This window comes from Luminiphilus sp. nBUS_16 (assembly GCF_051201645.1).
GTDB lineage: Bacteria > Pseudomonadota > Gammaproteobacteria > Pseudomonadales > Halieaceae > Luminiphilus.
In genome coordinates, this window is record NZ_CP179205.1 from 1,743,607 (window position 1) to 1,762,085 (window position 18,479).

14 protein-coding genes are annotated in these 18,479 nt (G+C 52.4%); 10 read left to right on the forward strand and 4 right to left on the reverse strand.

The window, feature by feature from the left end:
- Window positions 1-4: 4 nt before the first annotated feature.
- The 5 genes from ACMAY6_RS07750 (at window position 5) to serS (ending at window position 6,063) form a co-directional block, all read left to right on the forward strand.
- The gene (locus tag ACMAY6_RS07750) at window positions 5-2,335 is read left to right on the forward strand and encodes a DNA translocase FtsK (RefSeq protein ID WP_435215908.1); all 2,331 of its coding nucleotides are present in this window, start codon (window positions 5-7) and stop codon (window positions 2,333-2,335) included.
- A gap of 2 nt (window positions 2,336-2,337) precedes the next feature.
- Window positions 2,338-2,955 carry an outer membrane lipoprotein chaperone LolA gene (gene lolA, locus ACMAY6_RS07755; protein WP_435215910.1) on the forward strand — a complete coding sequence of 206 codons (618 nt, stop codon included), beginning with the start codon at window positions 2,338-2,340 and terminating at the stop codon, window positions 2,953-2,955.
- A gap of 14 nt (window positions 2,956-2,969) precedes the next feature.
- Complete coding sequence (locus ACMAY6_RS07760) at window positions 2,970-4,304, forward strand: replication-associated recombination protein A (RefSeq protein WP_435215912.1); 1,335 nt, start codon at window positions 2,970-2,972, stop codon at window positions 4,302-4,304.
- Window positions 4,304-4,681: a fluoride efflux transporter CrcB gene (gene crcB, locus ACMAY6_RS07765; protein WP_435215914.1), complete on the forward strand. Its 378-nt coding sequence runs from the start codon at window positions 4,304-4,306 to the stop codon at window positions 4,679-4,681. The genes ACMAY6_RS07760 and crcB overlap by 1 nt, the downstream gene beginning before the upstream one ends.
- 77 nt (window positions 4,682-4,758) lie before the next feature.
- Complete coding sequence (gene serS, locus ACMAY6_RS07770) at window positions 4,759-6,063, forward strand: serine--tRNA ligase (protein WP_435215916.1); 1,305 nt, start codon at window positions 4,759-4,761, stop codon at window positions 6,061-6,063.
- Here serS and ACMAY6_RS07775 read toward each other — a convergent pair.
- Window positions 6,047-8,206: a carboxy terminal-processing peptidase gene (locus tag ACMAY6_RS07775; RefSeq protein WP_435215918.1), complete on the reverse strand. Its 2,160-nt coding sequence runs from the start codon at window positions 8,204-8,206 to the stop codon at window positions 6,047-6,049. The genes serS and ACMAY6_RS07775 overlap by 17 nt on opposite strands.
- Window positions 8,207-8,305: 99 nt before the next feature.
- The gene (locus tag ACMAY6_RS07780; protein WP_435215920.1) at window positions 8,306-9,535 is read right to left on the reverse strand and encodes a hypothetical protein; all 1,230 of its coding nucleotides are present in this window, start codon (window positions 9,533-9,535) and stop codon (window positions 8,306-8,308) included.
- 501 nt (window positions 9,536-10,036) lie between these two features.
- Here ACMAY6_RS07780 and ACMAY6_RS07785 point away from each other — a divergent pair.
- On the forward strand, window positions 10,037-11,305 hold the full coding sequence (locus ACMAY6_RS07785; protein WP_435215922.1) for an ADP-ribosylglycohydrolase family protein: 1,269 nt from the start codon (window positions 10,037-10,039) through the stop codon (window positions 11,303-11,305).
- A gap of 263 nt (window positions 11,306-11,568) precedes the next feature.
- Here the strand turns inward: ACMAY6_RS07785 and ACMAY6_RS07790 are convergent, their stop codons facing one another.
- Window positions 11,569-12,789, reverse strand: coding sequence for an amidohydrolase family protein (locus tag ACMAY6_RS07790; protein WP_435215924.1), 1,221 nt, complete (start codon window positions 12,787-12,789; stop codon window positions 11,569-11,571).
- A 467-nt stretch (window positions 12,790-13,256) separates the two neighbouring features.
- Between ACMAY6_RS07790 and ACMAY6_RS07795 the strand changes: the two genes are divergently transcribed.
- From ACMAY6_RS07795 to ACMAY6_RS07810, 4 genes are read left to right on the forward strand one after another with little or no spacing between them, the layout of a single operon-like run.
- Complete coding sequence (locus ACMAY6_RS07795; RefSeq protein WP_435215926.1) at window positions 13,257-14,198, forward strand: MBL fold metallo-hydrolase; 942 nt, start codon at window positions 13,257-13,259, stop codon at window positions 14,196-14,198.
- Window positions 14,195-15,421, forward strand: coding sequence for an NAD(P)/FAD-dependent oxidoreductase (locus ACMAY6_RS07800; protein WP_435215928.1), 1,227 nt, complete (start codon window positions 14,195-14,197; stop codon window positions 15,419-15,421). The genes ACMAY6_RS07795 and ACMAY6_RS07800 overlap by 4 nt, the downstream gene beginning before the upstream one ends.
- A gap of 44 nt (window positions 15,422-15,465) precedes the next feature.
- A complete protein-coding gene (locus ACMAY6_RS07805) occupies window positions 15,466-17,169 on the forward strand; it encodes a SulP family inorganic anion transporter (RefSeq protein ID WP_435215930.1) in 1,704 nt (567 codons plus the stop codon).
- A complete protein-coding gene (locus tag ACMAY6_RS07810) occupies window positions 17,166-17,393 on the forward strand; it encodes a hypothetical protein (RefSeq protein ID WP_435215932.1) in 228 nt (75 codons plus the stop codon). Before ACMAY6_RS07805 ends, ACMAY6_RS07810 begins: the two co-directional genes overlap by 4 nt.
- On the opposite strand, the gene sohB is transcribed toward ACMAY6_RS07810, so the two are convergent.
- The gene (sohB, locus tag ACMAY6_RS07815; protein WP_435215934.1) at window positions 17,390-18,469 is read right to left on the reverse strand and encodes a protease SohB; all 1,080 of its coding nucleotides are present in this window, start codon (window positions 18,467-18,469) and stop codon (window positions 17,390-17,392) included. The genes ACMAY6_RS07810 and sohB overlap by 4 nt on opposite strands.
- Window positions 18,470-18,479 lie beyond the last annotated feature (10 nt).

An 18,479-nucleotide genomic window follows, 5' to 3' on the forward strand; every position in this document is an offset into this window, starting at 1 on the left:
TTCGTTGTCAGCCACACGAAAATCTTCAAAATCCGTACAGGATCTCACTCCCGCATCCCGAGGGCCAAAAGACGCGCTCTTTATTGCCATTGGAGCCGCCTGTCTGCTGGTTCTGCTGGCGTTGGTGAGTCACAGTAGTAACGATCCCGGGTGGTCATCTAGCGGCGGTGGTGATGTCCAGAATCTGGCTGGCATTACCGGCGCATTTCTCAGCGATGTTCTCTTTTCTCTACTGGGTTACGGTGCTTTTTTAATTCCTGGCTTATTGGGCTATCAAGCCGTTCGCTTTTTGCTCGTCAGGGAAGCGCGCAGTCCCACTGACTGGACGGTTTTTGGTTTGCGCGCTCTTGGACTCATTTTGGTGGTCTTAGCTGCAACGTCCCTGGCCGCGCTGAACGACAGTGGCACTGCGGACCTGCCACAAGGCGCTGGAGGCATATTAGGGGCGAGCATAGGTGCTGGCTTCGATACAGCCTTTAGTTCAGTAGGTGCTCGGCTGCTACTGCTAGCAATGTTTTTTCTTGGAATCACTATTTTCGCTGACATTAGCTGGCTGAAGGTGATTGACGAACTGGGGCGCAGACTCATTGAGGGCTGTGAAACCGGTTGTAATTGGCTATTGCAAACTAGGGACAGGCTCTTAGAGCGGCGTGAGCGCGAAAAGCAGCAGGTTGAGCGTAAGGCTGTCATTGAAGACTACGTGGCACAAAAGAAAAAAAATCCACCAAAAATAAAGCCCCCAGAACCTCGGCCGGCCCCCAGTCAGCGCATTGAAAAAGAGCGCCAAAAGCCTTTGTTTGATACCCCGGTTACCGGAGAAGTGCCGCCTCTCGACCTCCTCGACGTCGCTCCGGAAATGGGCCACCGCGGCTATTCCAAAGAGGAGCTGGAATCTCTGTCGAAGTTGCTGGAACTCAAGCTTTTGGACTTTGGTGTCAGTGCCGAGGTGACGGCGGTATATCCTGGCCCAGTTGTTACGCGGTTTGAGATCCAACCCGCTGCCGGGGTGAAGGTTTCTCGAATTTCTAATTTGGCGAAAGACTTGGCACGCTCCCTCGCCGTCATTTCCGTGCGGGTGGTAGAGGTTATTCCTGGGAAGAGTGTCGTAGGTATAGAAATCCCGAATGCTGACCGGCAAACGGTGAATTTCAAGGAGGTGCTGGCCTCACAAACCTTTGACGAATCGAAGTCAAATTTAACTCTGGCCCTGGGCCACGATATTGCCGGCGCGCCAGTCGTCGCTGATCTCGGGAAAATGCCGCACCTGTTAGTTGCAGGGACAACCGGTTCCGGAAAGTCTGTGGGTGTGAACTGTATGCTTGTTAGCCTGCTTTTCAAAAGTAGTCCTGAGCAGGTTCGGATGATTCTAATCGACCCAAAAATGCTGGAACTGTCAGTCTATGATGGCATTCCCCATCTCCTGACGCCGGTAATTACCGACATGAAAGATGCCGCCAATGGGCTGCGCTGGTGTGTGGCAGAGATGGAGCGACGCTACAAGCTTATGTCGCTTTTGGGAGTGCGTAATCTAGCGGGATACAATCGTAAAGTCAGCGATGCCATCGCCGCGGGATCCCCTCTTGAAGATCCCGTATGGGTTCCAGATCAGTTATCCATGATACCGGTGGAGGAACAGGTTCAGCCGACCCTGGAGCCTTTGCCCAGTATTGTTGTGGTCATCGACGAATTTGCAGACATGATGATGATTGTGGGTAAAAAGGTCGAAGAGCTGATTGCACGCATTGCGCAAAAGGCCCGCGCAGCAGGCATCCATCTTATCCTCGCAACTCAACGCCCATCGGTTGATGTCATAACAGGTCTTATTAAGGCTAATATCCCCACTCGCATCGGCTTTGCCGTAAGCTCGAAGGTCGATTCTCGAACAATCCTCGACCAAGGTGGCGCTGAGCAGCTACTGGGTAACGGCGACATGCTTTATCTTCCCGCGGGCTCAAGCGTACCCGTTCGCGTCCACGGTGCATTTTGTTCTGATGACGAAGTGCACCGAGTTGTTGCCGACTGGAAAAGGCGTGGGGAACCGCAGTTTATCGAAGGGCTGCTGGATGAGGGGGGACAGACCCCGGTGACCGCAGGAGAACTGCAGTCTGCTGCCTCTGACGATGACAATCCCGAAGCCGACGCCCTCTATGACGAGGCGGTGCATTATGTCACTAAGAGCAGGCGGGCCTCGATTTCCAGCGTGCAGCGTAAACTCCGAATTGGCTATAACCGTGCTGCCCGCCTTATCGAGAGTATGGAGCAGACCGGTGTGGTATCGACCATGGGCACCAACGGACAGCGGGAGGTTCTCGCGCCACCTCCGGTAGAGGACTGAACATGACACCTTTAGTGGGCGCTAAGTGGCGGTGGTGGGTTATTGCATTGTTGTGCCTCTGGCTTTTGATTGGGCTGGTTAAAGACGTCAAAGCAGAGGGATTGCTCGGTGGCATCGAATCATTAGAAGGAAGTTTCCGTCAGGAAATCTTTGACAAAAATGGCTTAGTGACTGCGCAAAGCAGCGGTTTTTTTGCTCTCCTGCGCCCACACTTTTTTTTATGGCAAATCACTGCCCCCGGCAGACAGCTGTTAATCAGCGATGGGGAGTTCTTCTGGCAATACGACGAGGATCTCGAGACGGTGATCAGACGACCGTTAGAAGCCCAGCTTAACTCGCCGTTAGCGGTACTACTCGCTGAAGAATCGGTGCTTGAACAACACTACACACTGACACGCAGGCCACAGGAGTTGAGGCTAGAGCCCCTTGAACCGAATCCAGTATTTACCTCGATGAGTGTGACGTTGGAGGAGGGCACGCCTACTGCGGTGAGCGTGACGGATAAATTAGACCAACGCATTGATTTCACCCTAGTCTCTGACGGTACCAATAGGTTAACCGCCGAAGATTTTTTGTTCACGCCACCGGCTGAGATTGCTGTCACTATCGTAGAGCCCTAGCGGAGGGGTAGGCATTGTCGACAACACAAAACACTTTGTTCGGCGAGCCGGAGGTCAACCAAGCTCCCCTTGCCTCAAGGTTGCGCCCTAGCAGCCTGAGTGGTTTTGTCGGTCAGGACCACATCTTGGGCCCAGAGGCGCCGCTTGGGATGGCAATGAGCGCGGGAAATCTGCACTCATTTTTATTGTGGGGCCCCCCTGGGGTGGGAAAGACGACTCTGGCTCGACTTTGTGCGGGAGCCACAAAAGCGCAGTTTTATCCGATATCAGCCGTGTTAGCTGGCGTCAAAGACATCAGAGCAGTCATTGACTCTGCTCGAGTTGGATTGTCACAAGGGTTACAGACCGTGCTGTTTGTCGATGAGGTTCACCGCTTCAATAAGGCGCAACAGGATGCGTTTCTGCCTCACGTAGAGGATGGCACTATCACGTTCATTGGTGCGACGACTGAAAACCCTTCTTTTGAGGTGAATGCAGCACTACTTTCAAGGGTACGGGTATACCGGTTAAGGCCACTGGAACAGCACCATATCGTGACGATTCTACAGCGAGCTTTGGCATCTGAGCTCACCGAAGTTCAGGCTGAGACTGAAATATTGGAGAGCCTTGCCGCACAAGCTGACGGTGACGCCAGACGTGCGTTAGGGCAGCTCGAGGTTGCTGCCGATTTGGCCGGTATCGAGCAAGGGCGAAAAATCATTAATCAAAAGGTGTTGGAGGAGCTAGGGCAGGGCAGCCCGCGACGCTTTGATAAAGGGGGTGATGCGTTTTACGATCAGATCAGTGCACTGCATAAGAGCGTGCGTGGCTCAGATCCTGATGCCAGCCTCTACTGGTTTGTGCGCATGCTTGACGGTGGCTGCGACCCCCTCTACATCGCAAGAAGAGTGGTACGTATGGCCAGTGAGGATATCGGTAATGCTGATCCCAGAGCGTTAGAAATTGCGCTAAACGCCTGGCAGATTCAGGAGCGTCTAGGCAGTCCCGAGGGTGAATTAACGTTAGCCCAAGCTATCATCTACCTCGCCTGTGCCGCAAAGAGTAACGCCGTCTATTCGGCTTTCAATGAGGCCAAACGTCTGGTTGAGACACAGGGCAGTTTGGAAGTCCCGATACATCTGCGGAATGCGCCTTCAGCCTTGATGCGTGAGCAAGGCTTCGGGAAGGCGTATCGTTACGCTCACAGCGAGCCGGAAGGCTACGCGGCCAATGAAAATTACTTTCCGGAAGAAATGCAGCCGGTCCAGTTCTATCAGCCTACCGATCGCGGTCTAGAAGGGCGTATCCGTGAAAAGTTGCAGCATCTGCGCGCATTAGATCAGCTGGCAAAAGAAAAGGTCGACCCCTAATGAGCGCTTTATTTTGGGTCGCACTTGGCGGGAGTTTGGGTGCGGTAGCACGGTATGGGGCCGGCCAGCTAATACGGTCCACGTTACCGTATATCAGTTGGCCCGTAGCGACCCTGACCGTCAACGTCCTGGGCTCACTGGGTATCGGTATTATTTTTATTCTTTTAGAACGCCACCATGTCCATGATGCCGCTCGATTGGTGCTGTTGGTGGGTTTTCTTGGCGGTTTCACCACCTTTTCAACGTTCTCACTGGAGCTACTGCTTATGATGGAGCGCGGTGATTGGGCGCTCGCAATGGGCTATGCATTCGTTAGCCTTGTTAGCTGTTTTGCAGGCGTCTATCTTGGCGCGCAGTTGGCCCGGAGTTTCGGGTGAAACCCGGCAAAAAATTGATGAACAGGGTATGATGCCGCCGCAAAATTACCCGCTACCGTCTCCGAGGAGTCACCACAATGCTTGACATTAAAGTCGTTCGCGAAGATCCGACGGCTATTGCTGCGGCACTCAAACTCAAGGGTTATGAGTTTCCCGTCGAGGATTTTCTTGAGCTCGATGCGCGTCGTAAGCAGGCAGACATTCGTGCCCAAAATTTACTGGCCGATAGAAAATCCGCCTCAAAGAAAATTGGTGAACTGGTTGGGCAGGGGCGCAGTGTTGATGAGGCAAAGGCGGAGGTGGCCGGGCTTCTAGAAAAAATCAGTGGCGATATAACCGCGGCTACGGAGGAGGCTAGGCAAGCGCAGGAAGCTTTGCAGGCCATGTTACTGGCCACGCCAAACGTACCCGATGCCCGGGTCCCTGCGGGAGCGACAGAGGAAGATAATCATGAGGTGCTCACTTGGGGCGAGCCGAAGACCTTTGATTTTAAGCCTTTAGATCACGTCGATATTGGTGAGTTATCGGGGCAACTCGATGCCGCAACGGCAGGCAAAATCACGGGATCACGCTTTACAGTTATGAGCGGCGCGATAGCCCGTCTGCATCGCGCATTAGTGCAGTTCATGCTGAACGAGCACACCGCAGTCAATGGTTATACCGAAGTTTACGTGCCTTATATGGTGAATCGCGAGTCACTGGTCGGCACCGGACAGCTGCCAAAATTCGAAGAGGACTTATTCCGAATTCAGGGCGATCAGGACTACTACCTGATTCCGACGGCAGAGGTTCCTGTGACCAACATTGCCCGGGATCGTATTTTCGAAGATCAAGAGTTTGGTGAGCTTGGAATAAGGTATGTTGCTCACACGCCTTGTTTTAGAAGTGAGGCAGGCAGCTATGGCCGCGACACACGGGGGCTGATACGGCAACACCAATTTGAAAAGGTTGAGCTGGTGCAACTTGTTCGCCCGACCCAATCCGACGAGGCTCTTGAATCCTTAACTGCACATGCGGAACATATTTTGCAGTTGCTCATGCTGCCTTACCGCAAAGTCATTCTTTGCGGCGGTGACCTCGGTTTTGGTGCACAGCTTACCTACGATCTGGAGGTATGGCTCCCTGGGCAGGATGCCTATCGAGAAATCTCTAGTTGCTCAAATTACGGGGCTTATCAAGCGCGGCGAATGCAGGCCCGATGGCGCAACCCCGCCACTGGAAAGCCCGAGCCTTTGCATACAATCAATGGTTCAGGCTTAGCGGTAGGGCGCACGCTGGTAGCCATTCTCGAGAATTATCAAGAGGCTGGGGGAGATGTCGTCATTCCCGAGGTCTTGCGTCCCTACATGCAAGGTCTAGAGCGAATTAGCGCTGGGCAGTAACAGGCGGCGTCACCTTTGACGGCCCTGTAAGAGCCAGAGTGTCGGCAAGAATGCGGCCCGCCTCGATGAGCAGCACGTCAGAGAGTTCTTCCTCGGCGTCCTCTGTTACCGTCGAATCTTCTATAACGGCACCAGGTGCATTGGTCACGTTACCCTCATCTACGCCCACAATGCCATCCTCCGAGTCTTCGGTCGCTTCGTCGCCCTCGTCTTCACGAAGACTTTCTAGCGGCTCGAGCCCCTGCGCCTGTCGACGTTTATTTTCAATTTCAAGGGCCCTTTGCTCTTGAGAGTCTCGAAGCGCCACACGCTCTTCTTCGTTGAGGGGCAAGGATTTCAGACCGCGAGTTTCTGTAGCCATTAACACTTGGTCTATCAGGTAAATGTAGTCGGGATCTTTCTCGATTCTACTTTTATGCCGCTCGCTGAGTGTGGGCAACAGTGACGAAAAATAACTGTATTCGCGATGCCTGACCGGGGAAATTTGATCCCAATCGAGGGCATTATCAAGCGCGCTCTCACCAATCTCGCTGGGATCGAAAAGTGAGGGAAAGTCAATGTCCGGTACAACGCCTCTATGCTGGGTTGAATCGCCGGAAATGCGATAAAACTTGCTCTCGGTGACCTTGAGCTGTCCTTCAGGCATGCCCAGCAATGTTTGCACAGTGCCTTTGCCGAAGGAGCGATCGCCCAGAACAATACCTCGCCCATAATCTTGTATTGCTCCCGCGAAAATTTCTGACGCAGAAGCGCTTAACCGATTGATCAATACCGCTACCGGACCCTGATAGTAGGCGGAGCGCCGCCGCTTGCCATCCCGCCATACTTTTCGTTCGGCACTGCGGATTTGAACGGTGGGCCCGTACTCGATAAACAGCCCGGTTAGGTCATTGGCCTCTTGCAATGACCCTCCACCGTTATTTCGTAAATCAATGACCAATGCTTCAGCGCCTTGAGCTTGCAGCTCCTCAATCAGTTTTTTAACGTCCCGAGTCGTCGACTTGTAATCCTCATCACCTCGTCTAAGGGCTGCAAAATCAATATAAAAGGCGGGGATTTCGATAACACCGACTTTCCGGGTGAGGCCATCAGCGTCATCAAGTTCTAACAGCTCACTCTGAGCCGCTTGCTCTTCTAATTTCACTTTATTTCGCTCAATCGCTACCACTTGGCGCTGGTCTGTTTTGCCTTTGCCGGGGATTACCTCAAGTCTAACCGTTGTCTCTCGGGGGCCCCGAATCAGATCCACCACCTCGTCTAAGCGCCAACCCACCACGTCTTCAATAGGGCCCTCAACGCCTTGTCCAACGCCAATGATGAGATCTGAGGGCGACAGGTCACCTTGTTTATCGGCCGGCCCTGCGGGAACTAATCGAACGACTTTGGTGTATTCATCATCGACCTGCAGAACTGCGCCAATTCCATCAAAAGACAAACTCATGTTGATATCAAAATTTTCGGCGCGTCTCGGGGAAAAATACGAGGTGTGAGGGTCGTACAGCTCAGTTAGTGCGTTAGCGTAGATCGCAAACACATCACGCTCGTTGTACTGCTCAAGTCGGTTAAGCTGATTGCGGTAACGTTTTGTCAGTGTAGGGGCTATTTCATCTACAGATTTGTCTGCAAGCTTTAGGCTCAGGGCCTGATTTTTTAATCGCTTGCGCCAGCGATCGTCAAGCTCAGTAGAAGATGCAGCCCACGCGACGTCATCGCCATCTATCGGCAGGTATTCTGAAACGCTGTAGTCGAACTCCGGCACGGTGGCAGGGAGCTCTACTAATATGGCCTCAAGGCGCGCTTTCAGATGAGTTTGATATTGGGTAAAGATGGTAAAGGCCGGGACAAGGTTTCCCTCTCGCCCCGCATCGTCAAGCGTTGTTCGGTAGATCTGAAAGCTGTTGACGTCGTCAAGCGTAAAAAACATTTTCTGTGGATCTAGGGTATCTATGTAGGCGTCCAGATGCGCTGCTGACAGCGCGTCATCGTAATTCTTGCCTTCATAGTGTCGGTTTTGCAGAGCGCTGATCATCTCCCCCAATGTTTCTCCCTGAATAGCCTCAGGAGCTAGTGCCCAAGTTCGGTAAGCACAGAAAAGTCCAGCGAGAACCAGCCAGCGAAGGCGAGTAGGTATTGTTAGGAACATGGCGTATTTAATCCGACGTCAATAAAGTGAGTTAATAAGCTATACGTGCCAAACGGGGTGACCCGATGACGTCATTTTCGGCCCATACCACCCGTTATATCAGAATGGATGGCCAAACCTCAGGTAGACCGCCGAGTTGTCACCGGATCCTTTTGCAGCTTCCATGCGCATGACGACTCCAGACTCAGGCTTTACTAGCCAACTGACTCCTGCACCAATGCCTGGATAAAGCTCATCGCTACAGCTTTGGGAGGTGGCGTTTGACCCTATACCGTCACCAAATAAGCAGCCTATGCCGCCGAACACGACAACACCCCAGCGTTGAGAGATAGGCATCCGTAAATCAAATTGGCCTCCAACAGAATTCTCCCCTAAATAATTTCCCCGGGTGTAGCCCGGCACAATCACCGATGAGTAACCCGAGACGGGCGCGTCGTGGGTGAGTCGTGTGTAGGCTTGCACAGCCAGCACCGTTTCCGGGGCCTGGTCTCCAGTAAACCAATGCCCAAGAGAACTGTAGTGATTGAAATTTCCGCGCAGCACATCAAAATCGCCATTACTGTCTATGAGTGAATCTTCTGGCAGAAGTTCCTCAAGCAGGTCACCATTGTCGAGGTCTGGCTGATCGTCACTGCTGCTATACCGTGTGCCGTCGACAACCAGGTGGCTACCCGAGGTGGGGTTACGCACATGGTTGCGCCCATCCCTTTCTACGACAAAGCCTAGCCCTGTCGCATTGAACCCCATTAAACCGACTTGATTGTTGACGACCTCCTCGGGCGCTGGAATACCAATCACATAGTTTGTGCGTACAAGCTGGCCACCGAAAAACCAATCGCCTACAACCCTGTAACGGTAGCGCATAAATAGTGATTTCAAGTCATCGTTAGTTTCAACGGTTTGACCACTGCCCAAAAAATCGTCGTACTCGTTGTTGATATCACCGTATGCCGCACCAGCAGTTAGCCGGTGATGATCGGCACCCCAGTACAGGTCAGCAAACATTGCACTGACCAAAGAATCAGTATTTGAATAGGACAGCGTTGCGCCTGACAGGGATATCGGTGATGCCTCGTCGAAGCGATGCAGGTAGGCGGCGATAGCGCCAAGATTTCTTCCTAATTTCGGGTCCACACTGAAGGTTGGTGTCAGCAGCCAAGGGCTATCGCGTTGAGGTGGTGCTGAATCATTGGTGGGTGGTTCCAGAGCTTCCCCATCACCGGCAACCGATTCTTCTGCAGCGGCTGATGCCACAGCGGTTACGACAAGCCACACCAAAAGGCTGAAGAAGAGACCGGGATTGGTACAACATGAAAGGATTTTACGCACAGTGCTTAGCCTCTTTGGCCGTAGTGGGGTGACAGCATTTTACGCAGAAGAGGGTAGGGGTGAGGCTGTTCGGACAAAAAAACACAGCGATCGTCGCTTTTTGATCAACAGCGGTACGAATAGAAAATAAAGGGGAACGGGTAGTTAGAGCGTGGTTTAACGCGGCTGCACTTCAGCACCATCGTCAAGGCGAACTTATTCGCGGTTTAAGCCATCGTTCTTAGCGATAAAACTTACTGGGGCGCGATTTCTGCTGACGTGTCGAGTCGGCATAGGTATGTACGCTATTGTTCAGCGGTGGCTAGTCTAGCTCTGGCAGCATATTGTGCCGCTTTGTGTGAATGGATCCAGGCCCATTCGTGTGACTTCAGATATCCATGAGCACCAAATTTTCCGCCATTGGCACTGTAACCCTCGCACTGCAAACGGCGCTCTTGGGCAATGTACGCTAGGATGACTTGCGTTACGCAGCGCCACCAATGATGACTTTGAGAGGATGCCATGCAACAAATTTACCGTGTTTTAGCCTTGTACCTGTTACTGCAGGCAGGCTTTGCTACGGCACAAGCAACTCAGACATCAGAGGCTATTGACCGCGCAGATTACGCACGAAAATTACATGGGTTTTGGCTGGGTCAGTCAATTGCCAATTGGACTGGCCTGATCACTGAAATGGACCGTGTGGAACCCCCTTTCTACAGCGATGAGGACTGGGGAAGCACTGATCAGCCGAACATTTGGGGGGCTTTTGTCAATCACAGCAGTCGTATTAATTTTTATCTGCCTGAGTTGGATCGTGTCTGGGGGTCTGATGACGATACCGATATCGAATATATGTATTGGCAACTGGCCGAGGCCTCGGGCAGTCCTAAACTAACCGCAGAGCAAATACGCGAAGGTTGGCTGAGGCACATATACAGCAACGAAAATGCCCCTATATCGCCCACTGAGTTCAGGCGAGAGAATTACCTTTGGGTCTCTAACGAGCGGGCATTTTACTTGATGCGAGATAAAGGGCTGCTGCCGCCGGCGACAAGCGCCCCTTCAAACAACCCAGACTTCGCAATGATAGATGCGCAGCTCACAACAGAATCTTTTGGGCTCATGGCACCCGGTCGACCACAGACCGCGCTGAATTTAGCGGCGTTACCCATTGCTGTTACCGCCAGTGGCGAGGCCGCGGCGATTGCACGTTTTTATGTGGTAATGCATGCCGCAGCAGCAAATCTCAACGACAAAGAGAATTTGGCAACGCAACTGCAAGCGATCGCAGCTTTGGCAGCAGAGCAGTTACCCGTATCGGGCTACGCACGAGACATGTATGAATTTGTATTAGAAGCTTACACAACGAATCCCGATAAAAACGACTGGGAGCAAACACGCAATGCGATTTACCAGCGTTATCAAATCAATGGCGAAGGAGGATATCAATACAGCAGACCATTTGATGCGGGCATTAACTTCGCGGCCAGTCTGATCAGTTTGTTTTACGGGGAGGGTGACTTTCGCCGAACCGTGCAAATAGCATCCCTAGCCGGCTGGGATAGCGATAACCCCGCCGCCACATGGGGCGGCTTGCTGGGATTCATTCTGGGCAAGGATGGCATTGAACGCACGTTTCAACGTCGCTTTTCAGAGGCCTATTGGATTCATAGAACGCGCAAAGCGTTCCCAGACCATACGCCGGTTTTAGCCGGGGAGGATACCTTTTCACGAATGGCACAGCGCGGTGTAGACGTGGTTGAAAAGGTTTTAACTGCCGAGGAATAACCACCGAAAAAGCCCCAAGCCGTTTGCACTAACGCATCGTCGGTAGTCGTCGCTGTGCTGTGAACAGCGCAGGCTGGCACCGCAGCCCAGGACGTTCCTGAGCATTCCCTCGGGTGGCGCCACCTAATTTTTTGACCCGCGCTGCACTGCCAAAATTAGACAGAAGCCGCTCGTATTTTGATGCCCAGATATCAGTCAAGGGGAGGGCGGTTTGCAATCGAGAGTCGATTTAAAAGGGCTCAAGTGCGATAGGCAGGTGAAAATCAGACCTGCCACAACCCGGGAAACAGCCTCAGAGCATTGTCTCGCAGTATTTTCTGTCGCAGCGTTCTTCGGCTTGATAACTCAGTGGTCAGTAGCACTTTCGCCAGAGAAGCGCCGAGGTGATAAAAGGGCCAATCGGTGCCGAATAACAATCGATCGCTATCTGTGCTTTGAATCATGGTTTCAAGCATGGTGAGGCTTTGGCCGTGAATGCCCAGCCATGCATTGTCGTACCGTCTAGCCAGAGCAATCATGGCCTCGCTATCCCTAGCACCTGCGTGGCCCAGTATAAATTGTAGATCAGGGTATTCAGCGAGAGCGGCTTCGTAGTGCCTGGGCATGGCAAAACGATGTGACGACTCAGGTTCAATTCCGGCTCTGCCACCATGGAAAAAGACCACAAGCCCCAGAGCCTGAGCTTCAGCGTACAGCTCCATTAATGCCGGCTCATCGGGATAAAAGCGCTGCACGGTAGGGTGTAATTTAATGATACGGCCGCCACGGGCCGCGGCCTGGCGCATATCAGAAATGGCATCTGGATCACCGGGATAAACGGAAAGCCCAACATGTAACTGCGGGTCCGCTGCCCCTGCGCTGACCGCGTTGCACCAATCTTGCTCAAGCTGGTCGCCAAAAGGGATCCCCAGCTTGATGGGTAGCAACATGGCGTGCTGTACTCGCATCGAATCCATTTCACGCAGCAAATTAGGAATGGTCTGGGTTTTTGCGAACTGGCTGCCCCAAACACCCTGAGCGACGGTACTCATCGTGAGATCGTCGAGAGCTTGGTCAGAAAAATTGCCGTTAATGTAAATGTCGAGGTCGAGGGGGCAACCGGGGTTTGTAGCGTCACAATCGAGCAAATGTTTCACACGGGGTGTTTCTGCGAGTAAATCAAGGTTCGGGCGAAACAACACGGACATCCCTAAGTGGCAGTGAACGTCTATAGAGTAGGGAACATCTTCGTCGGTGCACTGCAGATTCCCGTGGTTATCAAGATCGAACCATGGCAGCTCAGCTAGACCTCTATACCCGGCATAAAGTTGCCGCCCGTAAGGGCCTTGGCCTTTGGTTTTGGCCTCAAGGTCTCTTTGTTTCGCGAGTAACGCGATATCAGCTTCCGTGTATCGGCCTGCCGGGACAGAATCGCAGCCACCCAAGCTCAGACCAAGGGCCGCAGCGCCGCCGCCCACAAGAAATTGTCTTCGATATGTGTCCATAGCAATACCTTCAGTCAATGATGAGGGGCTGCCACGGGCAACAGCACAGCCTGCAAGTTATCACGAACTGATTACGCCAGGCCCCAGAGAGTGTGTAGCCATATAGTAGAAGCCCCATAGGTTCTTAATAAACTCGTAAGGGACAGGTTCGCGCAGGCAATCAGAGGACTTTCGTTGGATTGGCTTTAGGATTACGCGCACCTGTGCTTCTCCATAATTTAACATAATATACATTATGCGTATTCATAATGATGCTCATAGGGACAGGCCCTTAAGAGTCGCTGCCATGTATTCCACTCCCCGGACTGGGTTTAACCTTTTAACTGCGGTGCATTTAACATCCGATTCTCAGGTTTATTTCATCAGTAATTCAAACACGTAGATTCGATTAGGCAGATCCGCCAACATAACTAAACGCTATTAGGTTATAATCAAATTGAGGTCATCTACATTACTCTGGAAACCCGATGCTAATTAAACACTTTTTCGACCCAGATTCTTCCACGCTTTCCTATGTTGTCGCCTGTCCAACCACAGGGCACTGCGTCATTATCGATCCGGTTTTGGACTTTGACTACGCTTCAGGAACCATAAGCACGGAGACTGCAGATGGCCTGATTGGTTACGTGCGCGACGCGGGACTATCCGTTGACCTGATCTTAGAGACTCACGTTCACGCAGACCATCTCACCGCGGCACCCTATATCCGACAGGCCCTGGGAGGCCAAATCGCAATTGGTGCGAAGATCACCCAGGTACAGAACACCTTTGCACAGGTTTTCAACGAAGGATCAGATTTCGCTCAAGACGGTAGCCAATTCGACCGCGTGTTTGCTGACGGCGATAGTTTTGAGGTGGGACACTTGAAGGGCGTTGCTATGCACGTGCCAGGCCACACACCTGCCTGCATGGCGTATTTATTAGAAGATGCCTTGTTCGTTGGAGACACCCTGTTTATGCCCGATGCCGGCACTGCGCGATGTGACTTTCCCGGTGGTGACGCGACCGCCCTATTCCAATCTATTCAGCGACTACTGGCTTTACCCGGGGAAACGCGGGTTTTTGTTTGTCATGACTATCAGCCTGAGAACCGGGAACTCGCTTACGAGACCACCGTTGCCGAGCAGCGAGAAAAGAACATTCATGTGGGCGGCGATATTCAGGCGGAGGACTTCGTGCGCATGCGAGAGGCCCGAGATGTGCAGTTAGGCATGCCCTCGCTGATACTGCCGTCCTTACAGATCAACATGCGGGCGGGACTCATTCCTGCAGCTGATAAAGATGACCGGTTTTTTCTTAAAGTACCCCTGAATGGTTTTGGGGGTATAAATATGACTGAACTACCCAAAGAAGCGTCGCCGGCGCCATCAATCGCTGAGCAAGACCTTTTAACAGGAGATCCGAGATGACTGTAGCCAAGCAATACGATGTTGTAATTGTGGGTGGTGGTGCCGCGGGTATCGCTACCGCTTCGAGCATTCTACGCAGAGCTTCTCACCTGTCGGTGGCCATCGTAGAGCCGGCTGACACACATTACTATCAACCGGGTTGGACGATGGTAGGAGCCGGTGTGTTCTCGAGCCACTCAACCTCAAGAACCATGGCATCAGTCATGCCTAAGGCAGCCAATTGGATCAAGGCTGCGGTTAACATTCTTGACCCTAGTAATAACGCCTTGGAGCTGAGTAACGGCACCAACATCACCTACGGACGCTTAGTGGTATGCCCGGGGTTGAAGCTCAACTGGTCTGGAGTGGAGGGACTTGAAGCCGCTCTAGGGCACAATGGTGTGACCTCAAATTATAGCTATAAAACAGCACCTTATACGTGGGAGCTTGTGCAAAACCTAAAGTCAGGAAAGGCGCTTTTTACGCAGCCACCCATGCCTATAAAATGTGCGGGAGCGCCGCAAAAGGCGCTGTATCTGTCCGCTGACCACTGGTTTCGGCAGGGGGTAATTCGCGATATTGATATTAACTTCTTTACCTCTACCCCCGGCCTGTTCGGTGTTGCGCATTATGTGCCGGCATTGATGAAATACATCGAAAAGTACGACGCTGCATTACATCTGCAGCACACCCTCACAAAGATCGATAGCGCTGCGAAGATCGCCACTTTCAGAAATCAGGAGGGCGAGCTTGTAGAGTCTGAGTACGACATGCTCCACGTTTGCCCTCCTCAATGCGCTCCTGATTTCATACGCCAATCTCCCCTGGCGAATTCAGACGGCTGGGTAGATGTAGATCAAGAAACGCTACAGAGTAAACATTTCGAAAATGTTTGGTCTCTGGGCGACGTCATTAGTGCCCCCAATGCAAAAACTGCAGCAGCAGCTAGAGCCCAGGCCCCCGTTGTGGCCACCAACCTGCTCGCTCATGCGGGATCCAGTTACCGGGTAAACCATTACAACGGCTATGGTTCATGCCCTTTAACGGTAGAGCGAGGCAAGATCGTCCTCGCGGAGTTCGGATACGGCGGCAAGCTGCTTCCTAGCTTTCCCAAATGGCTCATTGATGGACAGTATCCATCAGTGCTGGCCTGGCTACTCAAGGCCCAAGCTTTGCCATGGCTTTACTGGAATGCCATGTTAAAAGGACGGGAATGGCTGGTGAAGCCAGAGCATAACTCCTGATATCCGCAGTGATACTGGGCAGAAAATGAACTGCGGCGATCGGCGTGATTAGACTGCCCTGCCAAGACTGGTTGCGTCACTACAATCGACAAACGATGTGTAGTGATTTGGTGGCGGCTTTAATCGTTACTATTATGCTGATTCCGCAGTCCCTCGCCTACGCACTGTTGGCGGGTTTGCCACCAGAAATGGGGCTGTACGCCAGCATCCTGCCCCTCGTTGCCTATGCGATTTTTGGCACCAGCCGCACTCTTTCTGTAGGACCAGTTGCCGTTGTTTCTTTGATGACAGCGACTGCGGTGGGCAAAGTGGCCCACCAGGGCACCGTTGACTACGCGACGGCTGCGATCGCCTTAGCGCTACTCAGCGGGCTCGTCCTGTTGCTTCTGGGCTTTCTCCGCTTTGGTTTTGTCACTAATTTTTTATCTCATCCCGTTGTATCCGGATTTATTACAGCGTCGGGAATTATCATTGCCCTCAGCCAGCTCAGTCATATTCTTGGTATCGATGCTCCCGGTGAGACATTACCTGAGCTGCTGCACGCCCTTGCGATCAAACTTAGCATGACTAACTTACACACCTTGGCTGTCGGATCATTCTGCCTGCTCTTTTTATACTTGAGTCGTCGGTATTTAGCCGCGCTATTAACGCAACTTGGGCTGAGTCAATTGCTATCGGAGACGCTCGCCAAAACCGCCCCCGTTGCAGCCATCATTATGAGCATTCTCATTGCGTACGCGGCAGACCTCGATAGTAAAGGTGTAGCTGTAGTGGGGACCATCCCGCAGGGGCTGCCGGCTTTTGCACAACCACATATTAATTGGGAAGTGTTTAACGACTTGATACTTCCGGCATTTCTCATTGCTCTCATAGGGTTCATCGAGTCGGTGTCGGTAGGGCGTACCCTGGGGGCTAAGCGCCGTGAACGTATTGACGCCAATCAAGAACTTATTGGCTTAGGTGCCGCAAACGTCGCCTCTGCATTCTCTGGTGGGTTTCCCGTTACCGGGGGTTTCTCCCGGTCAGTTGTCAACTTTGATGCCGGTGCTAAAACCCAAGCGGCCTCTGCATTTACGGCTCTGGGCATTGCAATCGCAGCTTTATTACTGACACCAGCGCTTTACTACCTGCCCAAAGCGACCCTAGCCGCCACTATCGTAATAGCTGTCAGCAGTCTCATTGACTGGAGAATCGTTAGGGACGCCTGGCATTACGATCACGCAGACTTCTTGGCCATTGCGATCACGATATTACTGACTCTGCTGCTGGGCGTTGAGATTGGTGTTATTTCTGGCGTTACTGCCAGTATTGCACTTCATTTGTACAGAACCATGCGTCCTCATTTCGCCATCGTTGGGACCGTGCCGGGCACCGAGCATTATCGAAATATCGACCGTCATGAGGTGCAGACTCACGCCAATATCCTGTCCATTAGGATCGATGAAAGTTTATATTTTGCCAACGCCGCGTTTCTAGAAGAGCTGGTTGACACCGAACTCGAGCAGCGCGAAGGTGTAGAGCACGTCATACTGATGTGTCCTGCAGTGAATACGATAGACCTGAGCGCATTGGAGGCACTACAGTCAGTCAACACGAGCCTACTGGAACGCAACGTAAAGTTGCACCTTAGCGAGGTTAAAGGTCCGGTGATGGACGCCCTCAAGCGCAGTGCGTTTTTACGACAGCTAGGAGGAAGTGTGTATCTCAGTCACCATGCTGCGGTTCTCGAATTGGCGCTGGAATCATGAATAAACGCGGCAAATTTATCAGCAGCGCTGTTTTGGCCACCACAGTTGTACTGATCGTGTATTTTTTGAGTGAAACCACGAAAACACCGACAGAAAATGCCTGCGAACAAACCCTCTCAGCGGCGGTGCTGGCAACCCCTGGAGAAGATCAAGAAGCGCTGGTCGATAACGCACTGTTGCGGGGAACTCACTGTAGCCGGGCAGAGCGCCCCCCTCCCCCCTAAGGTAAAAACCGGCTGGCCCCCTGTTGCCAAAGGCGCAGAAATGTCCGTTCGATCCCCGCCTCGGCTGCCATGCCAAATTTTTCTTGCCAACTTTTTTTAGGGACAAACCGAACTTCAAATGCCTCGGTCTCGACAAGGCGAGTTTGTAGATAGGCATCCGAGGTGGACAGCTCATCCACAAGCTTTTGATCTAGGGCACGCTGCCCGTACCAAATTTCACCGGTGGCGACAGCTTCAATATCGACAATAGGACGGTTAATCGCCACAAAGTCTTTAAAGAGATCATAGGTGTCCTCTAAGTCCTCAACAAACTTAGCTCGACCGTCATCAGTATTTTCACCAAACATCGTCAATGTTCGCTTGTATTTCCCCGCTGTTAGCAGCTCAAAATCGACATCATTTTTCTTCAGAAGTCGGTGGAAATTTGGAAGCTGAGCCAGCACACCGATGGACCCTATCACTGCGAACGGGGCCGATATAATTCGGTCCGCCACACACGCCATCATGTAACCACCACTCGCGGCAACCTTATCGACAGCAACGGTCAATGAGGCGCCTGTTGCTCGGATACGTTGCAATTGGCTTGCGGCCAAGCCGTAGCTGTGAACCATGCCACCGGGACTCTCGAGGCACAGCAGGACCTCGTCACCCTGACGAAGTTCTGGTGCGATCGCCGAGATTTCCTCCCTCAGGCTTTCTGTTTCACTGGCTCTAATGTCGCCTTGGAATCGCAGAACGAAAAGTCGGGCAGCACCCTCGGTCTCTTTGCTACTGTCATCGACGTTCTCGCTCTCCTTCTCCTTCGCCTTTTTCTTGGCCTGCTTTTGCTCTGCCTTTGCCGTTTTCTTTTCTGCCTTCTCACGCACTTTTCGACTTTCTGCATGCTCAGTAAATGAGCGGACGGCGTCGTGAAATGCGGTATAGCGGTCGTTAAGTCGGCGGACCTCGATGTAGCCCTCCTCTCCGTCTCGTCGGCGTTGACTCACCGCGGCTATTGCGACAACCACGACAATAATCGCGGTCACTAAAATGACAGCCTCCGCTAGAAAAAGACCGATTTCCTGAAAAAATTCCATTACGACTCCC